Here is a 21,734-nt window from a genome sequence, read left to right on the forward strand (position 1 = left end):
AATGAATAAGCAATTGTTAGTTGTAGCAATTACAATGTTGTTTTTTGGAGCCGGTTCAGCTTTGGCTCAAGACATGGCTACTGGAGTAGTTTTTCATGATAAAAACCAGAATGGTCAGCTTGATTCTTCAGAAAAAAGGCTTGCCGATGTCGCTGTATCAAATGGGAAGGATGTTGTATTAACTGACAAGCAGGGACGTTATGAACTTCCTGTAGATGATGATACTATTATCTTTGTTATAAAACCAGGTAGTTATAAGCTCCCGGTTGATAACAGAGAACGCCCACAATTCTATTACATTCATAAACCCAAGGGGTCCCCGGATTTGGAGTACAGTGGCGTATCTCCAACCGGACCACTTCCCGATTCCCTAAATTTTGGGCTAATTAAAGGCGAGCAGACCGATAATTTTGAGATGCTTGTCTTTGGAGATCCCCAACCCTATAACATGCAGGAGTTAGATTATTTCAACAGGGATATTATTAATGAGCTCACAGATGTTGAGGGCTATGAGTTTGGTATTACGCTCGGCGATATTGTTGGTAATGACCTGGATCTTTTTGAACCTTATTCCAAGTCGGTTGCCCGCATTGGCACGCCTTGGTTTAATGTATATGGCAATCATGATATGAATTTTGATGTGGAAAGTGACTCCCTTGCGGATGAAACTTTTGAAGCAACTTTTGGCCCGCCAACGTATGCCTTTAATAAAGGTAAAGTGCATTTCATTGTTCTTGATGATGTGATATACCCTCGAAAAGATGGTGAATCCGGTTATATAGGTGGACTTACTGACAAGCAGCTTACGTTTATCAAAAACGATCTTAAGCATGTGCCTAATGATCACTTGGTTGTACTGGCTTCGCATATTCCATTAGTCGTTCCCGAGTGGAGAGATGGTGATCCGTATTTTAGGATGGATGACCGGCAGAAACTTTTTGAATTGCTGTCGGATTATTCCCATACCCTGTCTCTATCGGCTCATACCCATGTGCAACGTCTTACATTTCTGACTGAAAATGACGGTTGGAAAGGGGAAAATCCTCACCTGCATTACAATGTAGGAACTACTGGCGGTGACTGGTGGTCTGGTGAACCCGGAGAAGATGGCATACCGCCGACAATAATGAGAGACGGTACTCCCAACGGCTACGCCAGCATTAATTTTGAAGGCAACGACTATACACTTAATTATAAAGTTGCTGGTGCTGATGAAGAGAAAACGATGAATATATGGGGACCCGAAGTAGTTCCACAACGCGAGTGGTTTAATGCGGATCTATATGTGAACTATTTTTTAGGCAGTGACTCTACGAAAGTTGAATATCGGGTCAAGGGAAAAGAAGAATGGCAGAAGATGGACAAGGTTGCACTTGGCGATCCCTATATTACCTCATTGCGTGATAAATGGGACCGTTCCGAAGGACTTATTGATGGCAAACGCCCTAATAATGCTGTTGCTTCAAGTCACCTGTGGAAAACACGTGTCCCTAAAAACCTTCCCGAGGGCGAACATACTATAACTATCCGCGTGACTGACATTTTTGGACGACAATTCTTTGATGAATATAGTTATCATGTAGAAGATAGATAAAAACTGTTGAGTACATAAAATGTAATTAGAACGACAACTCATTCAACGGTAGAGAATAGTATTAGATCAATAAACCTATATAGTACCAGTTTGAGAAAAAGAGAGTGGAATGAAACATGTAATATGCCCGTCGTAATGGCGGGCATATTATTTAAAGGTATTTCTGGCTTTCCCTTTTGGTTTAAAGCCATTGTGTCTTTTCTATTTTAGGCGGCCCAAGAGTAGTATGTTTTGACTTCGAAAGTAGTTCAATAAATAAACAGCATAAGAAGCGTAATACGGGGGTTCTTTGAGAGTTAGGGTCAAAGGTTAAAAAGCAGTGACCCCATAAGATTATCTATACTTTATTGCCACTTAATATATTGTTAAAAGACAAATGGTATCATCACAGAGTAGAATTCTTCAAAACCTAAAAACTTTGGGAGATATGATGACGATACTTTTGGAAGATAAACTTGATGAATATTATCGTACCGGCGAATACAAAGGGTTTTACGAAGTTATTGAACATGATCGAGGGAATATGACGCACCTTACACTTTCAGATGGGGTGCAGGAAATATCAGCTTCCGGCATGTTTAAAAGTGATGCCTTGCAACGAATCTTTCATCAAATTGATAGCGTCCGATCAAACTAAGTGCCGGGCAGACATATTATTACATTTAGGGTGAATGTAAACCAGCTTCTTGAATGTTAAATTCTTGACGTCCAGTTTGAATATAGTCTGGTAGGGTATGTTGGGGCAGATTATCTCGATGCCATGGGCACGCCTACTTGTTTTGCTGTCTTCTTCATGCTACTTCGTATTTGTTTGACGATCTCAGGATAATCTTTAGCCCTGTTAAAGCGCTCTTCGGGATCTGGTTTGAGATTTAAAAGCTGTGCTTTTTTGGAAGCTAACCACACTGAATCTTACCCTATAAGTCAGGATCAGACAGAAATTATTTCTGATTCTCAGCGCTCATTTATACAGCTGGATCCTTCACAACCCGAATGCCGGATGGGTTTGAACCGTGAAATAGCTAATAAATCTTAGTTCAATGTTATTGGAAGTGTAACAGATAGAAATTTCTGTGTGACGAGAGTGCTTTCCTATCCAGAGATGTGCTTGTCGTAATGCTGGCCATGTTGCGTCTTTTTAGCATGACGAGTTAATTTAGAAAATCCATGTCCCAGCAAGGCCAGTGAGATTCCAAATGCAGAAAACAAACCTACCAAGAATCCGCTTAGGCTGATGATTTCAAAGTATTTTAATAATAACAAGCTAACCACCATCAGCACATAATAGCTCAAAAACTTATCAAACATCCAGCTAAATACGGAGGCATTGAAACGGGTTTCTGATTTAGCCGATTCTGAATGAGTCTCATCAAAATTTTGAACAGCTGTACGACCCATATTGTCCCCTCTGTCTGTAACTGGATTTGCTGTAAAAACAGCTTCGTTATGCTTGTTGATCGTCGCCATAATTTTGCCCTGCCCCCAAATACTTGGTTAAAAGTATATATTGCCAACAGATTCTTTATCGACGATGATAAAAGTTAGTTAATGAATATTAGAAAAAATTAACATTATCAAATTTTGCTGGAATTAGGCGATGGCGTGGGGGTAGTAGATACTTGTTGCAAGGCTGGAGATGAAGAAACCAAAACGGACGTAAGTTTAAAGTTGAGGTATTATATTTTTTGGCAGTCAATGGTAGGTGGGTGATTAAGTTACTAAGTAACAGAGTATGAAGTTTAAGTGCAATGAAGGCTGATGGCGGTTGAACTACTAACCGAAGTTGTCTTTTCGACTGGAGGCTGTAGGGGTCAGCCGGAATGGAGAAATCTTAGTTGGAAGAAGTGTTGATGTATAATACAATAGGTGTAGAGGGCCATTTACTCTTGTAATTCATCCAATCCCCAACCGGGGGTGCGAGCCATAAAAAGTACTTACTTGGTTTTTGGAGCTCCAGATTTCGTTTGGTCCATAAGTTTGTCCAAAGTATAGTATACAGGACAAAATCCGGTAAACATGCTCATAATTTGAAGTATGGCTACGGCTCCAGCCAGATATAGCCACTGTAAATTGACGGTGGTTGCCAGGATGATACTTAGCAGGTAAATCATTCCTACAATACCATCGTGGAGTTTGGTTCTGTTATTCATCTTGTGTTAGATCTTTTTGATTATGATTGTGATAAAAAATTATTAGTTGTTACGGCAATGCCAGTATTTCAATTTCTGCTTCATAATAAAGTTGTCCATCTTCGAAATGGATATTACCGGCGGTTACTTCAAATATTTCCCCTTTTTGTATGGGACTCAATGATTTCAAAAATGTCGTTTGGGAAGTGGGAAGACCGCCTTCGTTTTCCCATTGCTCGAGATTGTTCAAGTCGGTGGCCGACAGTGAAGGTACATCCAATTTAATTTTGAGATTTCGGATGAGCGTTTTTCTCATGGCATATCGGGTTTAAGCTTCGGGAGTTGACGGGGTTTGTATCTTTTTAATAATAGCCGACCACTTTGCATCGGGATTAATTTGGTTTTCGGCAAGGTCACTAAGACCCATATCGGCGCGCTTTTCTTCTCGGAGTGTATCCAATAGTAATTCAGCAATATCATGTCGATGAAGGGTTTTGGCATAGGCAATAGCAGTTCCATACCCTGCCATCTCGTAATGATTGATATGCTGTATAGCAGTGATTACCGCCGCGTCGCGAACTTCCTTATTAATGCATCGATCGGCTAATTTTTTTGACTCTTTGATCAGTCCTTTGATACCATCACATGATTCGCCTTCCGCATCTTCATTTAGTATCTCAAAAATTTCCAGAATTCTCCGCGCCTGACGTTTGGTCTCTTTAAGGTGGAAGGACAGAAATTCGATGAGTTCAAACGATACAGCAACATTACTTTGAGATTCTAAAAAAGTGATTTGTTGTAGTTCGCCATCATATAAATCTCGTAATTGTTCGACCATCAAATCATAGAGGTCAAAAATGTCTTTCTGAGCTAAAATAGCCATGGTTCATGAGGGCTATAGGTGGAAGTATTATTGATCCGGTATATTTAAAGTGCAATCCTTTATAATATATGATAGACAGTTTTTGGTGTTGGTAAGATCTTGGAGGGGCTATTTTGTAAGGAGAAGGTGGGTTTATTTGTAGGAGGGGTTCGGGCTACCTTTTTGTTGCCTTCCACGGAGGTCTTTCGCCGGTTGTCAAAACAATGGTGATGTCATTCTGAGGGAAACAAGTGATAATGAGTGGACTCAAAGAATCTCCCTGAAATTGCCTGCGTAGGTTTGGGTGACCAGTATACGTTATATGCTACGTACAAGTTATGCTATAGGGCATACTCCATACAACTGCCGCAAGTTTTAAACTTGTGGCATTACATGAAATAATTAACAAAAAGGGATTTCCCTACAGCGTTTTCATGGGGATTTCTATAGCTTACAAGAAATTCCAATAACTCTCGAAATTATGGAAACTCTATCTGCCACAACACTTTTCTGGTTGCTAACAATGGGAGCTACAGTAGGTTGGGTAGTCAGCTATTTTATCAAGTACGAAGGTATTTCGTTGAAGGCTAATATCATTTGGGGGATGGCAGGTGCTGTTTCTACCGGCATTTGTGGCCTCTATCTAAACCTCAGTGGAATATTGATGTTTGCTTTCTTAGGAACCCTGGCCATTCTCTTTTTAGCAAATGTATTTCACTTACATCACGTAGAAGATTTAACCGGTGATATTGATCGGGGAATGCGAATTAAAGAGAAGTGATTGGGCAATTTAAGTGCCTTAATGACAGAGGGACAAAGTTTTTAAGCCTGCCGGGTTATGGGGCAACAGGGGAGTTATTTTGACATAGTACTTACTTCTTGTTCTTGCTGGGGTTCGTTTTCTTGTTCCAACCATAGATCTACATCAGTATCAAAGACAGTTGCCAGGTGGTGCGCACGAAGTTTTGTGATGGATAGTTCCCGGTCCAGCAATCCCTGCACTTCAGCTAAGGGCATGCCCGATATGTCTGAAAATTCACGGGGAGAAATATTTTGTTCGTCTAAATAATGTTTAAAGAGCTCCGAAGGGGATTGATGCATAGTTTTGAAGGGTTTCTTATTGCAATGTGCTTTTGATGAAAGCAGTTGTGTGCATATTTACTTTGGGGTACGATTATAACCCCTGATATTGGGAAATGTTTCAGGCTATATCGTTATGATATGAGCCTGTGTGGCAGAAAGGGGATATTGTACGTTTCTTGATGAAATAAAAAAGCCCGCTATAAAAGCGGGCTTAAAGATACCAAAATATATTGGCTAAAACTTACTTATAATCAAGACTAACTACTTCAATAGCACTCAGTCCTTTATCAGTTTCTTCGACGTCGAATTCAACGTTTTCGCCGTCTTCCAAACCTTGATTATAGTCTAAATTTTCTACGTTGTTGCGATGGACGAATACATCTTTCGTTCCGTCCTCAGGTTCGATAAATCCGTATCCTTTTTCAACGTCGAACCATTTAACTTTACCTTGTTGTGTCATGTATACTAAATATATTGTGTTATAACACCTTAGGGATTTCCTAAAAGAGAAGTATATCGTAAGATAATTCTATCTTGGAATCTCAATTCTAAGGTGGGAATTAAAATTATATTTAAAGATATCGTTTTGTAATTGGAATGTCCACAACCAAAATGGTCATCAAACAGGAACGAATTTTAGAATTACCAAATAATTCTTTTATTGGATTTGCAAACAGACGCAGCCTTCCGGTTGTAATAAACAGATAACAAAGTCAGGGAGCAGTATTGAGTAGCTTTAAGACAATTCTTGCCATAGGGATCATTATTCTCACAGGTATCGGCTGGTATTTATTTTCTTCAACCAATTCCAATTCTGATCCGCAAGCTTCAAGTCAGTCAATTGTAAATATCGATAGCCTGGAAATATCAGAACGACCCGTAATTACAACGCAACCCAAGGCTGATACCGTTGACAGCATTGCCCCACAAGTCAGAGAAGAATTGGCGCCGGGTACTGTCCTCTTAAGGGGAAAGGTTGTACACACAGCTGATGAGCAAAATCCGAATCAGAAAATAACAATTACAGTACAGGAGGTGCTGGGATATGGGGCTTCAGCATCCCCGGTGGGAACGGGTGAAACGTTGGATGTGAACGTGCAAAAAGAATGGAGGAATGATCAAGAATTTAAGGCTTTAATAGTGAAGGGAGAGGTAGTTGCCATGGTACTTTCTTCGGAAGGGGATATGAATTTTGGGGAGAAGGAAAGTCGCAAAAGCTGGACGCTTATCGAATTAAAACCTAACAAATAGTAGGGTATGTTACGCAGCAAGAAAGTCATCTTTGGTATTACTGTTTTTATCATCTTAATAATAGCTGCTGTAGGAACGTGGTATGGTGGGGGCTGGGAGTATTCGGCTATCTATATTGCGGAAAGTTCTACCAAGCTTGATCCTGTGGAGAAGAAAAGGGCACGGACTGATTACTTTTTTAATCTGCTTCGTGATCCTGCAACCAATAGCATCCCCGAAAATATACGGTCACGAGAATTGAATCATGCGCAGCAGTTGCGCGGCGGTAGGGGTTTGCGAAAGTCAGGCTCGGCAAGTATGCAGCAGGTGGGGGATATCAGCTGGCATTTAGCTGGTCCTGTGGATTTGGGCGGACGTACCCGGGCGCTGGCGTTTGATCGGCGCAATGCGGATATCGTTTTGGCTGGTGGAGTCTCCGGGGGAATGTGGAAGAGTATCGACGGTGGTAATACCTGGCAGTTAAAAACCGATCCCAACCAGGATATGAGCGTAACCAGCGTGGCACAAGATCCTACCGAGCCGGATACCTGGTATTATGCGACGGGCGAACTTCGAGGAAATTCGGCAGGAGATCGTGGGGGCAGGGCCTCCTATTTTGGTACCGGTATCTATAAATCGACCGATAACGGGGAAAGCTGGTCTCGGCTTTCATCAACGGAGGATACGGATATTGCCTGGAATAGTGAGTTTGATTTTATATCGCGGATTATAGTAAACCCGGTGAACGGCGATGTTTATTTCGCTGCCAATGGTGGGGCAATTTATCGATCAACAAATGGGGGCGGTTCTTTTTCAAATGTGTTGGGTAATTTAGGTGGTCACCGTTATGCCGATGTAATTGTGAACAAAAACGGAACGTTACTGGCCGCTCTTTCTGAAAGGGGGGCGGGGGCAATACAGACCGATAATCCTGGTATTTATCGTTCTACGGACGATGGTCAAAGTTGGATCGATGTGACGCCTTCTGATTTTCCCGCCACGCACGATCGTACGTACCTTGCATTTGCACCGTCGGCTCCCGATACGGCCTACGCCTTTACCTATGAAGGATCGGGTTCGGGATCGAATGAAAATATCAGCTTTTTTATGATGGACTTTGCAAACGATGCAAGTGAGGATCGATCGGGTAACCTGCCGGATTTTGGAAACCCGGTAGGATTTGTGAATACTCAGTTCAACTATAATATGGTGATGGCGGTAAAGCCCGACGACCCCGATTTGGTGGTGATAGGCACAACCAACTTGTTTCGGTCACGTGATGGGTTTGCAACCACTCCCGCCGGGGGTTACGATAATTCCGATATCAATCAAAAACAAGAATTTTGGGTTGGCGGTTACGACCCTGCCAATAATGTAAGCCAGTATCCCAATCAGCATCCCGATCAACATGTGCTGGTTTTTCAGCCCAATGATCCCAATACTTTGTGGGCGGGTCATGATGGCGGATTAAGTGCTACGACTGATATAACCGCTGCTCCGGTAAGTTGGGAGGATAAGGATGAGGGATATGTTACGGGACAGTTTTATACGGTAGAGATTCCCGACGAGTCGGGAGATGATCGGTATTTGGGTGGCACCCAGGATAATGGGACGCCCTTTTTCCGCTTTGATGAGTCTAATTCACAGGCGACCACCATAGAAGATATATCGAGCGGCGATGGAAGTTATGCGCATTGGGGCACTGACTACGCCTATGTATCTTCTCAAATGGGAAATGTTTTGCGACTGACAATTGAATCGGATGGCAGCATTACTTCTCCCTACGAGGCTCCTACAGGAACGTGGAGTTTTGTACAGCCATCAGGGGCCACAAATCAGCTCTTTGTACATCCCTATGCCGTTGATCCCAATGATGATACTATCATGTATTATCCTGGCGGCACTACGATGTGGCGAAATACTGAAATGGATGAAATATCGAATTATAATCAAGGGAGTACGACGACTGGATGGGAAAGCTTTGAAGGGACATCTTCAACAGGATATACCATTTCTACGCTTGAGGTAACGAGCATGAGTCCTTCAGATCGCCTGTATTATGGGGCGTCTTCCTCTACCGGAACACCTGAAATCTTTAGGTTAAATAATGCTTCGACCTCTGACACGCCTACCGAGATATCTATTGGAGGTGCGTCAGCCGGAGCCTATGTACACGATATTGCGGTCAATCCACTTGATGGTGATGAGGTAATTGCAGTGATGTCCAATTATAGTATCACCGGATTATATCATTCGCTGGATGCGGGTAATAGCTGGACGGCTATTGAGGGCAACTTAGAGGGGGATTCTCAAGATCCGGGACCTTCGTTACGAGATGCGGAGATTCTGCCAACGGAGGAAGGTAATATATATTTAGTGGGTACGAGCACTGGTATCTATACTACGATGACACTCGATGGAAATTCGACCAGCTGGCAGCGAACATCTGATGATGGTTCTCCTGAAAGTATAGGATATTCGGTGGTGGAATACCTGGACGTGCGTCCTTCTGATGGAACTATTGCCGTTGGTAGCCATGGACGAGGAATATTTGTAGGACGGGCGGAAGTAGGGGATGTGGTTGTTGAACAACTACCTGTTATTGAGGATACCCTTGAGGTTGTTGATGATTGGCAATTGGTGGGATCTCCGATGACCTCAGATGCAGGTGCTGAACCCGGTTCGGACTTGCAGCTGTATGAATATTCTGGAACATACAAGTCGGTCGCCAACATATCTTCCCATAAGGGATACTGGACGAAAAGTAGCTCTGGTTCTGAGATTTCCTATAGTGGTGAAGCGGATACCGCAGCAACTATTGCCCTTGAGAAAGGATGGAATCTGATTGGCGGGGTTGCTGATACAGTTGGAATTTCGGCCATCAGCGATCCTAATAGTATTTTAAGTTCGGCTGATATATTTGAATACAGCGAAGGAAGCTATCAGTCGGCATCCGATGTAAAATCTTTTATGGGATATTGGATTCATGCCAGTGAGGATGGCGATATCGAAATTCTGCCGGATGAATCGTCGAACAAATCCGGGCCGGTATTGGCATCAGGAGATGTTGGTCAACTAACTTTTAGCAATGAGACAGCCTCACAGCAATTTTATGTATCAAACCAGTTGTTAAGCACTTCGGAGGAAGAAAAGTATCTGATGCCACCGATGGCTCCTGAAGCAGTAATGGATGTACGTACTGATCAGGGGTTGCGTTTGGCTCAGGGTGAACAAAGTAACTTAAAGCTGACGACTGACAGTTATCCGGTAACAGTATCATCGCACCCAGAGAATAGTCAAGGATATACATTAAAGGGAGTGGTTGGTCAGGATACGGCATACTATAACCTGAGAACTGATGAAAAGGTAACGCTTCAGCGTCCGTACGAGTCATTATTTTTGTCAACAGTTGGGGATAATGCTCAAATTACCGAACATAATTTAAAGCCAAATTTCCCCAATCCGTTTACTTCAGGAACCCAAATTCGGTACCAGGTGGCGTCGCAATCACGGGCTACGCTCGAGGTTTATGATGTATTGGGTCGTAAAGTTCAAACGCTGGTTGACGAGCAGAAGTCAAAAGGGGAATATTCAATTCGGTTTGATGGAAGCAACCTTTCAAGTGGCATATATTTTATCCACCTAAAAGTTGGCGAAACAATAAAGGTACAGAAGATGACTCTTATAAAATAGGTTCCAAAGAGCTTTCGGTATCACGGGCTTTCAATGTCGTTAAATACTTTATAAATCACGGTATCGAAGCTGATCGGCTTAAAGCATCCGGTTATGCTGACACTCAACCTCTGGTGGCTAATCGTGATTCGCTGGGTAACCCCATCCCCGAAAACCGCGCGCAAAACAGGCGTATTGTAATGCGGATCTACTATTAGCGATTGACAGGGCATATTCTTCTGTTATTAAGGTTGGATAAAGAAAATTCAACTTTATTTGCATAACTTTTTTTACACCCTTACTCTACAAAAAAGATAATACACAAATGATAAGTTAAGAGGTTTGCTATGAAATCTATCAAATACATTCTTGCAGTTGTAATTTTCACCTGTTCATTGGGAATGCTTCCACAGATGGCTTCTGCCCAAACGAGTATTGGAGCATCGTATGAGATAAGGGATGAAGACCCCCAAAACGGTTTTGGCTTGCGGCTTGAACGCGGCATTTTAGGGCAACTGCCGATTGTTGATTTAGGGTTACGAGCTCACTTCAGTTATTTTAATGATGACATTTCATACGAAAATAGAACTTATTCAACAGATGTCACCAGTTATGATTATGGGTTGGCAGCTGTTGGTGGTGTGTCTTTAGGCTTATTAAGTCCTTATGTGGGATTAGGTTTGGGAGCTTCAACATTAGATGTAACTCGAGAAGATGTGGGAGGAGTTTCTGCTCCTGAGGAAAGTAATGACAGTGCCTTTTACTGGAATGGTTTTGTAGGAGCGAAAGTAAGTCCGATTCCTAATATAAAACCTTTTGTAGAATACCGGTTTGAGGATATTTCTGACTATGAGAATGAATTAAATGATGTTGGAAATAGTTCTGGGCGATTGATCTTTGGTGTTTCTTTATCATTTTAAGATATACTTTTTAGGTACGAAGCGGACGTTATTACAACGTCCGCTTTTTTTCATTTATAAACTTACGACAATTGCTAAATAGTTGTTCAGTCTCTTTTTTTGAATGTATAAAGTAATTGCATTGTTTAACATTACGTATGTAAGCGCTTAATATATTTTGAAGTAACTCAGATGGCAGACACGAAAACGAAATACGATATTAATCTGGACGAATATGTCCTTGATGCTCCTCAACAGGATGATCTTGATGAGCTGTTAAAGGTATGCCGTGAAAACCTTGAAGAGGTGGATGAGAACCTTGTTTCGCGGGCATTTAAACTCTGCTATCTGTCCCATGAAGGTATTGAGCGAGCATCTGGAGAACCATACTATTATCATCCCGTTGCTGTTGCTAAGATTGTAGCATCAGAAATAAATATCGATGACGTGTCCGTGGTGGCCTCGCTTTTACACGATACGGTAGAAGATACTGAGGTGACACTTGATGATATCGAGGAGAAGTTTGGAGATATTGTTGCCCACCTTATTGACGGGGTAACTAAAATTTCGGGCGTCTTTAAGAGTCGCAACACCAAGCAGGCCGAGACCTTTATGAAGATGTTGCTCTCTATGGCCGAAGATATTCGCGTGGTGCTCATTAAGTTTGCCGATCGGCTGCATAATATGCGCACTATTCAGCATTTGCCGCGTGAAAAACAGATGCAGAAAGCAACTGAGACGATGGAGCTGTATGCTCCGCTGGCTCATCGGTTTGGGTTGTTTAACATAAAAAGCCAGCTCGAAGATCTCTGTTTTAAAGTTATAGACCCCAACTCTTATAAGTTTATTGCTCGCAAACTCCGGGAAAAAAAGGAGTCGCGTGAGGCTTTTATTAAAGAGTTTATGGATCCCATCGAGGAGGAGCTTAACAAGCAGGGGTTTACTTTTGAGATGAAAGGTCGTCCCAAGCATATTTATTCGATCTTTCGCAAGATGCAGCGTCAGCAGAAACCATTTGAGGAAATATACGACCTTTTTGCTATTCGTATCATTTTGGAAGATCCGCACTCGAAAGAGGATTGCTGGCGCGTATATTCCATCATTACGGACTGGTATACCCCTATCCCTAAGCGTTTTAGGGATTTTATTTCAGTTCCCAAAGCCAATGGATATCAGTCGCTGCACACCACGGTGATTACTAAGAAAGGCCGTAAGGTTGAGGTGCAGATTCGTACCCGCCATATGGATGATATTGCTGAAAAGGGAGTGGCCGCGCATTGGAAGTACAAAGAGGGCAAAGAAGAAGGGTCAGAAACACTTGATAAGTTTGTGCATTGGGTGCGCGATGTGTTGGATAATCCACGTCCTGATGCGGCTACGGAGTTTGTAAAGGATTTTCAGCTTAATTTGTATCAGGATGAAATTTACGTATTTACCCCTGATGGTGAGCTGCGTACCTTGCCACAAGGTGCTACGCCTATTGACTTTGCTTTTGAAATTCACAGTGAAATTGGGGAGCGAGCCATTGCTGCTAAGATCAATGGCAAGATGGCTCCGCTGCGGCAAAAGCTGGATATCGGTGACCAGGTTGAGATTATCACCGGTAATAAAATAAACCTTAACCCCGACTGGATTAATGATGTTGTTACGCATAAGGCAAAGTCTCGTATTCGGCAGTACATCAAACAGAAAGAACGTAAAACGGCCGATGAAGGACGCGAGATATGGGAAAAACGGGCTAAAAGAGGGAGCGTTAAAATTTCAGAGCAAGACCTTACCCGTATTGCTCAAAAGTTGAAGTTTGATTCTACGCAGGACCTATTTTACGATATTGGAAAGGGTAGCTTTGACGTGAATGAGCTTTATAATGCGGTCAAAGAATTTACCAGCAAGGGACGTATTGATGAAAAGGAAGATGAGAATAAAAAGCCAGCTCCAGCTACAGAGGAAGAGATTCAGGAAACGTACATTAATGCGGCACGCTCGGTAAGTGACGAAAAGGCGCTGGTTATTAATGGGGAGGTGACCAACGTTAAATATAGCTATGCTAACTGTTGTAACCCCATTCCGGGTGATGATGTGATGGGCTTTATTAGTCGTACCGGAGATGTGAAGGTGCATCGGTCAAATTGCAAGAATATCCACCATTTAATACAAACCGACGGAGAGCGGATCGTAGATGTTTCGTGGGCTAAGAATATCGATTCCAAATTTCTTGGAGCCGTTAAAGTTATTGGGGAAGATCGTGTGGGTATGATCAATGATATTACTGATGTGCTATCAAAGTCGCTTGAAACGAATATGAAAAGCATTAATGTCAATAGTGACAGTGGTATGTTTGAAGGGATTCTTACCGTGTATGTGGATGATATTGATCACCTGGGAAGAATTATTAATAAATTACAGAAAGTAACAGGTGTCAAGAGCGTCTTTAGATACGAATAAGTGATTGTTTTCGTTGAAACTATTGCTGGACAATCATTTTTATCTCTGAGATAAAAGTAATATCATCAACCAAGAAAAATTGGTACGTTTTACAGACATTTTTTCTTAAAAGAGAATCGAATTTAAGAGCTAAAAATATCGTTCATAAAATATGATTACCTATACGAAAAGAGATATCGTGCGGCGCGTGGCTGAGGAGATGGATGAACCAATGGTTCAGAGTGATCCGTGGGTCAATGCTGTGCTGGATGCTTTGCGTGAAACGATGATGGATGCTGATCCCACGTGTAGAATTGAATTGCGGGATTTTGGTGTTTTTGAAGTAAAGAAGACAAAAGCGAAGCCGAAGGCACGAAATCCTCGTACCAATGAAGAAATATATGTGCCTGCGCATCGTAAAACACATTTTAAACCCAGTAAACTACTGAAAGAGTTTTTAAAGCAACCTCTTGATGAAGAGGAATTAGAAGAAATGGAAGATTGATTGTGGCACAATATGGAAGAATAATCGGTATCGATGTTGGAACAAAATGGGTTGGCCTTGCCCGTACCGATTTACTAAAAACGGTAGCCAACCCGATTGGAACCTACCACGTTGATGACGTTTTTGATGCTCTTGGAGAACAGCTTGAAAACGAAAATGTGGAAAAGGTAGTGGTAGGTTGGCCTTTAACTCCGGAAGGGGAAGAGGGGCGTGCTATCAAAATGGTAAAAGAATTTCTTGCAAAGTTAGAGACAAAGTTTCCTGATGTTGATGTTGCCAAGGTTGATGAACGGTACACTTCCAAAGAAGCTGTTCGGGCTATGGTTGAGGCAGGCGTACCGAAAATGAAGCGTCGGGAGTCTGATCGTGTCAACCAAGCTGCTGCAGCAATTATCCTTCAAAAATATATTGAACTTGTAAAAGCGAATAATGTCCGTATTACCGATCGTTACGTATGACGACGATGTGCTTCGCAAAGAAGCAAAGCCAGTCGAAGAAAATACCCCAGAAATACAAACACTTATCGATGATATGTTCGATACCATGTATAATTCGGATGGTGTCGGGCTTGCCGCTCCTCAGATAGGAGAACTGTTGCAAATATTTGTAGCAGATGCTGATCCTATGATCGAGGGAGGTAATGGACCAAAACACGGGCCAATGGCACTAATAAATCCACAGATCACATTTGAAAGTGATGAAGAAGTGGACATGGATGAAGGGTGTTTAAGTATTCCAGGGGTTAATGCAACGGTAACCCGCCCCGAAAAAATTGTTGTTGAGTACCTCGATCGCGATTTTAATGAACAACAGCTCGAGATTGATGGCTGGTGGGCGCGGGTAATTCAGCACGAAAAAGATCATCTCGATGGAGTCTTGTTTTTGGACTATCTTTCGATGTTCAAGCGCAAGCTCCTGAGTTCGAAGCTTAAGGAAATAGCTGAAGGAAGGGCTGAGATCGCTTATCCTATTGTACCCAAGAAAACAGAGACTAAGTAACTTACTGTTATGCGTATTGTTTTTATGGGATCTCCCGATTTTGCGATCCCCAGTTTAGAGCGGTTACATAATTCGGAGCATGAAATCGTATCTGTTGTTAGCAATGTTGATAAGCGGCGTGGTCGGCGCGAAAAGCCTTCTCCTACTATTGTTAAAAGGAAGGCGCTGGAGTTGGGGTTGCCGGTTATAGAAGTTGAGGATCTCAGTGCCCCCTCTTTTTATGATGAACTTAAAGCATTGGATGCTGATCTGTTTGTCGTTGTTGCTTTTAGAATACTGCCACCTAAAATTTTAGATCTACCCCAAAAAGGGTCAATTAACCTCCACGCTTCTTTACTTCCTAAATACAGAGGGGCAGCCCCCATTCACTGGGCTATAATTAATGGTGAGGAAACGACTGGTTGTACGGTTTTCTTTTTGGATGAACAGGTAGACACCGGGAATATTATCTTGCAGCAAGAAACACCAATTGGTGCCAATGAAACAACTGGTGATGTATATGAGCGCCTTAAGAAGATGGGTAGTATCCTTTTGGGAGAGGCGGTAAATCAGATTGAAGAGGAGTCTTATCAGTTGCAGGAGCAAAATCATGAAAAAGCCACTCCAGCGCCAAAGTTATTTACCGAAGATTGTAAAATCCATTTTGATAGACCGGCACAAGAAATTCATAATAAAATTCGAGGATTGAGTCCTTTTCCTACTGCCTGGGCGGAGCTCGATGATTTGAAATTTAATATGTATCGTTCTGAAATGGGACCGGCCGAGAATTTAGCTCCCGGACGTTTACAAATGCAGGATGATGATTTACTTGTAGGCTGCAAAGAAGGAACGGTTATTCTTAAAAAAGTTCAGATAGAAGGAAAAAAACGAATGAGTGGGAAGGACTTTATGAATGGATATAACGGCCGGGGCATGCTGCATTAAAATAATGCTAAAAAGGTTTTTTATGTTGACAAATAATAAGATAATTGTCATATAATCACATTCACTTTCATCCCTTAATATAATATTTGAAGATATGGAGTTATCACCACTTTTAGATGCCGCTAAGAAGGGAGATATGTCAGAACTCGAAAGGTTGAGTGAGGACGATATTGATATTAATGAGACTGCCAAAAATGGGGTAACTGCGTTAATGTTGGCAGCCGAAAATAATAATGTTGAGGCTGTTGATTACCTCTTGAATGAAGGGGCTGATGTGAATGCTACAACGTCAATGGGCGGTACCGCTATGAGCAGGGCAGCCGAAAATGGCCATGTCGAAATTATTAAAAAGCTACTCGACAATGGAGCTAAAGCGGCAGATATAGCATTAATTGCAGCGGCAAGAGCAGGTAATGTAGATGCTGTAAAACTATTAATAGAAAACGGGGCTAATAAAAATGCTGAACAACGTTGGGGATTAACACCATTGATGTTGGCTGCCAGAGAAGGACATACCGACGTGGTTACTTATTTGCTCAACAATAAAGCCCGAGTAAAAGTGAAAGATAAAAATGGGAATTCTGCATTGTCTTTGGCTTTGGATAATGACCATGTTGATATTGCAAGTCAACTTAGACGAGCCGGAGCAAAAGCAGATGCTGCTGAATCGGAAGATGAGTTAGATGATGAGGATTCAGAAGATCTGTTAGATACAGACGACTATGATGATTTGATAGACGAGGAAGAAATACCAGAGGATATTGATCTGGAAGAAGATTAGTTAAAAGGTATTTAGGATTAGTTTACAAAAGAACATTTGAACTTTTATTTTTAGCAGAAATATCTAACACGCGTATCAACGCGAGAACTTTAACAAGGTAACGAAAGGTTACAATTTATGAGTAAAATTAATATTGGTATTAATGGATTCGGGCGTATCGGGAGATTGGTAACCCGTTCCATTATGGCATATCACAAAGATGAAATTAATATTGTAGGCATCAATGATTTGATGGATGTAGAAACGCTTGCCTATCTTTTTAAACGTGATTCTGTTCACGGAACCTACCAAGGAGAAGTAAGCCATACTGATAATAGTCTTACGATTGATGGAATGGAAATTGGTATCTCTTCTGAGAGAGATCCGTCGAATCTGAAGTGGGGCGAGCGTGGCGCCGATATTATTGTTGAGTCTACGGGCTTATTTCGTACTAAAGATGGAGCATCTAAACACTTGGAAGCGGGAGCTGAAAAAGTAATTATCTCTGCACCGGCAAAAGGAGATAAAGAGGTTAAAACTGTTGTATTGGGAGTGAACGATGAAGTTATCGACGAGGAAACAAACATATATTCCAATGCCAGTTGCACAACGAATTGCTTGGCTCCAATGGTTAAAGTCTTGAATGATTTCTTCGGATTGGAGAAAGGGTTTATGACCACCACACATGCCTATACGGGAAGCCAAAATATTTTGGATGGCCCACATAAGGATGTCCGCAGAGGTCGTACGGCAGCTCATAATATTGTACCTACTACAACAGGAGCAGCGCAGGCGGTCGAATTAGTTCTGCCAGAGCTTGAAGGTAGACTGGATGGAAGTGCAATCCGTGTTCCGGTTCCAGATGGATCTCTGACAGATCTTACTGCTACCCTTAGTCAAGACGTGACGGTAGATGAGGTCCATAAAGCTTTTAAAGATGCAGCTGAAGGTTCTATGAAAGGAGTTCTTCAATATTCTGATGAAGAGCTTGTTTCAACTGATATTCTAACGAATCCACATTCTTGCATTTATGATAGCGGTTTTACCAAGGCAAATGATAATCTTGTGAAGATTCTTGCTTGGTACGATAATGAGGCAGGATATTCTGCGCGTACCGCTGATCTCATTACTAAAATTGCCTAAATAGGGTATTATATTATTTTGTGATAGAATCATGGAGAGTGATTCTATCAGTTTATTTCGGGGGTCAGAAGTTTTTCTGACCCTTTTATATTTTAAATAGGTAATAAGACATGATATCATGATTGACTGGAAACAGGTAAATGAATATGCAGGAAAGGGGAATCCCGAACCACCCCGACGAATAGAGAAACCAGAAAAAGAGTGGAAAGAGCAGTTAACTGAGGAACAGTTTTATGTGGCTCGTAAGCATGGTACAGAACGGGCGGGAACAGGAGAATACTGCGAAAGCCACCAGCCTGGATTATATGCCTGTGTCTGTTGCGGAACGGAGTTATTTGATTCTACCCAAAAGTTTGAGTCCCGATCGGGTTGGCCCAGCTTTACAGAACCGGTTAAAGATAACGTAATCAAATATAAGGAGGATTACAGCCACGGTATGCAGCGTATTGAGGTACTTTGTAATGTATGTGATGCGCATTTAGGGCACGTTTTTCCAGATGGCCCCGAGCCTACGGGATTACGATATTGTGTCAACTCGGCTTCATTGAAGCTGGTATCCTAAAGAAATTACCGTTCCCATGTTGGAGAACGATCAGCTCACTTTTTAATTCAACTGCTTGAATATCTCGGCATGCGGAGCTACAACGACTCCCATACGGAGTGGTACAGCCTTATTGATGCGCGCGTTTATCAACAGCAGATTAAATCAGTCAATAGAAGACATCCATTGATTCGTATCCTCAAGAGTTGAGTATTGGATACCGGTAATAGTCTCATATAGTTTTTGGGCAAATGGCCCGATTTGTTCCCTGTCTGTTACAATGGTTTTGCCGTTGTGATGGATGGAACCTACCGGCGAAATAACGGCTGCTGTTCCGGTACCAAAGATTTCTTCCAGCTTGTTGTTGTGATCTGCTTCAAAAATTTCATTGATGGTAATGCGGCGCTGATGCACGGGGATATCCCATTGTGAGGCCAACCGGATGACGGAGTCACGCGTAATTCCGCCCAAAATCGATCCATCGAGCGGAGGAGTGTGTAATTCTCCGTCAATTTTGAAGAAGATATTCATCGTCCCCACTTCTTCGATGTACTTATGTTCGTGGGCATCAAGCCAGAGTATTTGGGTAAACCCTTTTTCTTTGGCTTTCTGGGCGGGGAGGAGAGTGGGACCATAATTACAGGCCGTTTTTACATAGCCGGAACCGCCTTCAGTCGCACGGATATATTCATCAGTTGTAGTTAGATTTACGGGATCAAATCCCTCATCGTAATAGGCCCCCACGGGCGATGTGATGACAAGCAACTGATATGTTTTGGCCGGCTTAACACCCAAGCTGGCGTCGGTGGCAAAAATGATAGGCCGAATGTAGAGGGCGTTGCCATATTTTTCAGGTACCCATTTTCGGTCGATGGTAATTAGTTTTTTAAGTGCCCGGGAGAGCAGTTCTGTATCCAGTTGAGGAATGCACATCCGGGAACAGGAATTATTAAGGCGATTTAAATGATCGTGCAGCCTGAATATTTTGACCTCTCCATTTTGCCCACGAAATGCTTTCATCCCTTCAAAAACAGTTTGTCCATAGTGGATGGTGGCCGTGGCCGGAGAAAGTGATAGCTCACGGAACGGCTCGATCAACGGTTGCTGCCACTGGTTGTTTTTGTAGGTTATATTCAGCATGTGATCGGCAAAAACATTTCCAAAGCCGGGGTTATCCAAATCTACCGACTGAATACGGCTTTCCGTTTGGTGTTCTATTTTGATTGGGGAAGAGTCCTGATTTTTTGATTTTTGGGGAATAGTTGATTGATTCATAAGAGGTTACCCGGTTGCATATAAGGATTTAAATGTTTTAAAACCGCACTTCCCATATCAGTAGTATCAGCCAGATATTCTTTTGATGGTTTTGATGAAATATCGCCTGTTCTGAATCCGTCGTTGAGTGTAGCTTCTATAGCTGCTTCGATTTCGCGTGCTGCTTCGGGCATCCCCAGCGAATACCGGCACATCAGGGCAACTGATGCAATAGCTGCCAGCGGATTGGCTTTATTTTGTCCTGCAATATCAGGTGCCGAACCATGAACAGGTTCATACATAGCAAATTCTTCACCAAGACTGGCCGAAGGCAGCATGCCGATAGAGCCGGTGATCATTGAAGCCTCATCACTTAAAATATCCCCAAACATATTGCCCGTTAGAATGACATCGAACTGTTTGGGATTGCGGACGAGCTGCATCGCGCAATTATCAACCAGCATGTGTTGTAGTTCAATCTCGGGCCACTGTTTGGCTGATTCCTGCACTGTCTTACGCCACAACCGGGAGGAGTCTAACACATTGGCCTTGTCAACAGAAGTTATTTTCCTGTCTCGTTTTGCAGCTGTTTCAAAAGCGGTATGAGCCACGCGTTCAATTTCTTCCGTTGTGTACGACAGGGTATCTACACCACGTTCTCCCTGTTCAGTTTGTTCGATAAATCGTGGTCTCCCAAAGTAAATTCCCCCGGTAAGTTCACGGACAATCATGATATCCACCCCGCTGACGATTTCTTGTTTTAAAGGGGAGCTTTTCAGTAATGATTTATAGGTTGTTATGGGGCGGAGGTTGGCAAAAAGATCAAGCTCTTTACGAAGTTGCAACAGAGCCGCTTCGGGTCGTTTGTCTTTTGGCTGATCATTCCACTTGCCCCCCCCCACTGCGCCCAGCAATATGGCTGAACTTTTTCTACAGGCTGTAAGGGCTTCTTCGGTAAGAGGACGTCCATAACGATCAATGCTGGCGCCTCCTACCGGAAAGCTTCGAATGCTTAGTTTTTTGTCGTGCCGCTTGCAGACCGTCTGCAGTATTTTAATAGCTTCTTTGGTTACTTCCGGTCCAATACCATCGCCCGGCAATACAACAATTTCTTTAGTTTTTGACATCAATCATTCCCTCTTTTCGTGCAAATTCAAAAATTCCACCAGCGTTTACAATATTGGCGACACTGCCCAGCGGACGAATTTCGTAGCTGGTATCCTGGGTGATATTTGTTACAGTCTGTTTTTCTGGATGTATTTCAATTTTGTCACCGGTTTTTACTTCTTGGCTGAGATCCTGCAGGCTTTCATAGGGAATAACAAATCCACCATCTACCGAATTACGGTAAAAAATACGTGCAAAGGTTGGTGCTATAATGGCCTCAATACCGGCAATATCGAGCGAAGCCGGAGCGTGTTCGCGGGAAGAGCCGCATCCAAAATTGGGTCCGCCCACGATGATAGAAAATTCACTTTCGAACTGATCCTCATCCACCAATGGGATGTTTCCCTGTGGAAGCCCCGATTGTTCATCGGGAACCCCGGAAAGGGCATGCCGTCCGTAAAATTTTCGTTCCTCGGGATCATCAAGGCTGTAAACCAAGTGCTCAGCCGGAATAATTTGGTCGGTATCAATGTTTTTGCCGAGCACAAATGCTTTTCCTTTTATAGTTTGATGTTGTTTTGACATAGCTATCTAATAGGTAATGGGTT

General features: G+C 42.5%; 24 protein-coding genes. 15 read left to right on the forward strand and 9 right to left on the reverse strand.

Annotated features, from left to right (window positions below; all coding sequences use genetic code 11):
- Position 1: 1 nt before the first annotated feature.
- Both AAFH98_RS07505 and AAFH98_RS07510 read left to right on the forward strand, forming a co-directional pair.
- Positions 2–1,594 (forward strand): calcineurin-like phosphoesterase family protein, encoded by a 1,593-nt coding sequence (locus tag AAFH98_RS07505; RefSeq protein WP_342522079.1) that lies wholly within the window; start codon positions 2–4, stop codon positions 1,592–1,594.
- Positions 1,595–2,021: 427 nt separating this feature from the next.
- A complete protein-coding gene (locus AAFH98_RS07510) occupies positions 2,022–2,231 on the forward strand; it encodes a hypothetical protein (protein ID WP_342522080.1) in 210 nt (69 codons plus the stop codon).
- Between the two features lie 455 nt (positions 2,232–2,686).
- Here AAFH98_RS07510 and AAFH98_RS07515 read toward each other — a convergent pair whose 3' ends face one another.
- The 4 genes from AAFH98_RS07515 to AAFH98_RS07530 all read right to left on the reverse strand — a co-directional run bounded on the left by AAFH98_RS07515 (position 2,687) and on the right by AAFH98_RS07530 (position 4,606).
- A complete protein-coding gene (locus AAFH98_RS07515) occupies positions 2,687–3,061 on the reverse strand; it encodes a hypothetical protein (RefSeq protein ID WP_342522081.1) in 375 nt (124 codons plus the stop codon).
- 467 nt (positions 3,062–3,528) lie between these two features.
- Positions 3,529–3,744 (reverse strand): YgaP family membrane protein, encoded by a 216-nt coding sequence (locus AAFH98_RS07520; protein WP_342522082.1) that lies wholly within the window; start codon positions 3,742–3,744, stop codon positions 3,529–3,531.
- A gap of 49 nt (positions 3,745–3,793) precedes the next feature.
- Positions 3,794–4,039, reverse strand: a complete 246-nt coding sequence (locus tag AAFH98_RS07525; protein WP_342522083.1) for a hypothetical protein — start codon at positions 4,037–4,039, stop codon at positions 3,794–3,796.
- Between the two features lie 12 nt (positions 4,040–4,051).
- Positions 4,052–4,606 carry a YciE/YciF ferroxidase family protein gene (locus AAFH98_RS07530; protein ID WP_342522084.1) on the reverse strand — a complete coding sequence of 185 codons (555 nt, stop codon included), beginning with the start codon at positions 4,604–4,606 and terminating at the stop codon, positions 4,052–4,054.
- Positions 4,607–5,066: 460 nt separating this feature from the next.
- Here AAFH98_RS07530 and AAFH98_RS07535 point away from each other — a divergent pair, with 460 nt between their 5' ends.
- Entirely contained in the window at positions 5,067–5,366 is a 300-nt protein-coding gene (locus tag AAFH98_RS07535; protein ID WP_342522085.1) for a hypothetical protein, read from the forward strand.
- A gap of 74 nt (positions 5,367–5,440) precedes the next feature.
- On the opposite strand, the gene AAFH98_RS07540 is transcribed toward AAFH98_RS07535, so the two are convergent.
- Positions 5,441–5,686, reverse strand: a complete 246-nt coding sequence (locus AAFH98_RS07540; protein WP_342522086.1) for a hypothetical protein — start codon at positions 5,684–5,686, stop codon at positions 5,441–5,443.
- 223 nt (positions 5,687–5,909) lie between these two features.
- Positions 5,910–6,128 carry a cold-shock protein gene (locus AAFH98_RS07545; RefSeq protein ID WP_342522087.1) on the reverse strand — a complete coding sequence of 73 codons (219 nt, stop codon included), beginning with the start codon at positions 6,126–6,128 and terminating at the stop codon, positions 5,910–5,912.
- A gap of 266 nt (positions 6,129–6,394) precedes the next feature.
- On the opposite strand from AAFH98_RS07545, the gene AAFH98_RS07550 reads away from it, so the two are divergent.
- The 12 genes from AAFH98_RS07550 (at position 6,395) to msrB (ending at position 18,786) form a co-directional block, all read left to right on the forward strand.
- The gene (locus AAFH98_RS07550) at positions 6,395–6,919 is read left to right on the forward strand and encodes a hypothetical protein (RefSeq protein ID WP_342522088.1); all 525 of its coding nucleotides are present in this window, start codon (positions 6,395–6,397) and stop codon (positions 6,917–6,919) included.
- A 6-nt stretch (positions 6,920–6,925) separates the two neighbouring features.
- Positions 6,926–10,591: a T9SS type A sorting domain-containing protein gene (locus AAFH98_RS07555; RefSeq protein ID WP_342522089.1), complete on the forward strand. Its 3,666-nt coding sequence runs from the start codon at positions 6,926–6,928 to the stop codon at positions 10,589–10,591.
- Positions 10,588–10,788, forward strand: coding sequence for an OmpA/MotB family protein (locus AAFH98_RS15085; RefSeq protein ID WP_473730265.1), 201 nt, complete (start codon positions 10,588–10,590; stop codon positions 10,786–10,788). Before AAFH98_RS07555 ends, AAFH98_RS15085 begins: the two co-directional genes overlap by 4 nt.
- Before the next feature lie 129 nt (positions 10,789–10,917).
- A complete protein-coding gene (locus AAFH98_RS07560; protein ID WP_342522090.1) occupies positions 10,918–11,490 on the forward strand; it encodes an outer membrane protein in 573 nt (190 codons plus the stop codon).
- A gap of 171 nt (positions 11,491–11,661) precedes the next feature.
- Positions 11,662–13,914: a RelA/SpoT family protein gene (locus tag AAFH98_RS07565; RefSeq protein WP_342522091.1), complete on the forward strand. Its 2,253-nt coding sequence runs from the start codon at positions 11,662–11,664 to the stop codon at positions 13,912–13,914.
- Positions 13,915–14,065: 151 nt separating this feature from the next.
- Entirely contained in the window at positions 14,066–14,398 is a 333-nt protein-coding gene (locus AAFH98_RS07570) for an HU family DNA-binding protein (RefSeq protein WP_342522092.1), read from the forward strand.
- Between the two features lie 2 nt (positions 14,399–14,400).
- A complete protein-coding gene (gene ruvX / locus AAFH98_RS07575; protein WP_342522093.1) occupies positions 14,401–14,856 on the forward strand; it encodes a Holliday junction resolvase RuvX in 456 nt (151 codons plus the stop codon).
- Complete coding sequence (gene def, locus AAFH98_RS07580; RefSeq protein WP_342522094.1) at positions 14,828–15,397, forward strand: peptide deformylase; 570 nt, start codon at positions 14,828–14,830, stop codon at positions 15,395–15,397. Before ruvX ends, def begins: the two co-directional genes overlap by 29 nt.
- A gap of 9 nt (positions 15,398–15,406) precedes the next feature.
- The gene (gene fmt, locus AAFH98_RS07585; protein ID WP_342522095.1) at positions 15,407–16,321 is read left to right on the forward strand and encodes a methionyl-tRNA formyltransferase; all 915 of its coding nucleotides are present in this window, start codon (positions 15,407–15,409) and stop codon (positions 16,319–16,321) included.
- A 94-nt stretch (positions 16,322–16,415) separates the two neighbouring features.
- On the forward strand, positions 16,416–17,102 hold the full coding sequence (locus AAFH98_RS07590; RefSeq protein WP_342522096.1) for an ankyrin repeat domain-containing protein: 687 nt from the start codon (positions 16,416–16,418) through the stop codon (positions 17,100–17,102).
- A 117-nt stretch (positions 17,103–17,219) separates the two neighbouring features.
- Positions 17,220–18,224 carry a type I glyceraldehyde-3-phosphate dehydrogenase gene (gene gap / locus AAFH98_RS07595; RefSeq protein ID WP_342522097.1) on the forward strand — a complete coding sequence of 335 codons (1,005 nt, stop codon included), beginning with the start codon at positions 17,220–17,222 and terminating at the stop codon, positions 18,222–18,224.
- A gap of 118 nt (positions 18,225–18,342) precedes the next feature.
- Positions 18,343–18,786 carry a peptide-methionine (R)-S-oxide reductase MsrB gene (gene msrB, locus AAFH98_RS07600; protein WP_342522098.1) on the forward strand — a complete coding sequence of 148 codons (444 nt, stop codon included), beginning with the start codon at positions 18,343–18,345 and terminating at the stop codon, positions 18,784–18,786.
- Between the two features lie 144 nt (positions 18,787–18,930).
- On the opposite strand, the gene AAFH98_RS07605 is transcribed toward msrB, so the two are convergent.
- The 3 genes from AAFH98_RS07605 to AAFH98_RS07615 are packed head-to-tail and all read right to left on the reverse strand — an operon-like array spanning position 18,931 to position 21,711.
- A complete protein-coding gene (locus AAFH98_RS07605) occupies positions 18,931–20,040 on the reverse strand; it encodes a branched-chain amino acid aminotransferase (RefSeq protein ID WP_342522099.1) in 1,110 nt (369 codons plus the stop codon).
- Complete coding sequence (leuB, locus tag AAFH98_RS07610; RefSeq protein ID WP_342522100.1) at positions 20,037–21,146, reverse strand: 3-isopropylmalate dehydrogenase; 1,110 nt, start codon at positions 21,144–21,146, stop codon at positions 20,037–20,039. The genes AAFH98_RS07605 and leuB overlap by 4 nt, the downstream gene beginning before the upstream one ends.
- Positions 21,133–21,711, reverse strand: a complete 579-nt coding sequence (locus tag AAFH98_RS07615) for a hypothetical protein (protein WP_342522101.1) — start codon at positions 21,709–21,711, stop codon at positions 21,133–21,135. Before AAFH98_RS07615 ends, leuB begins: the two co-directional genes overlap by 14 nt.
- Positions 21,712–21,734: the final 23 nt, after the last annotated feature.

This window comes from Fodinibius sp. Rm-B-1B1-1 (genome assembly GCF_038594945.1).
GTDB classification, from domain to species: domain Bacteria; phylum Bacteroidota; class Rhodothermia; order Balneolales; family Balneolaceae; genus Fodinibius; species Fodinibius alkaliphilus.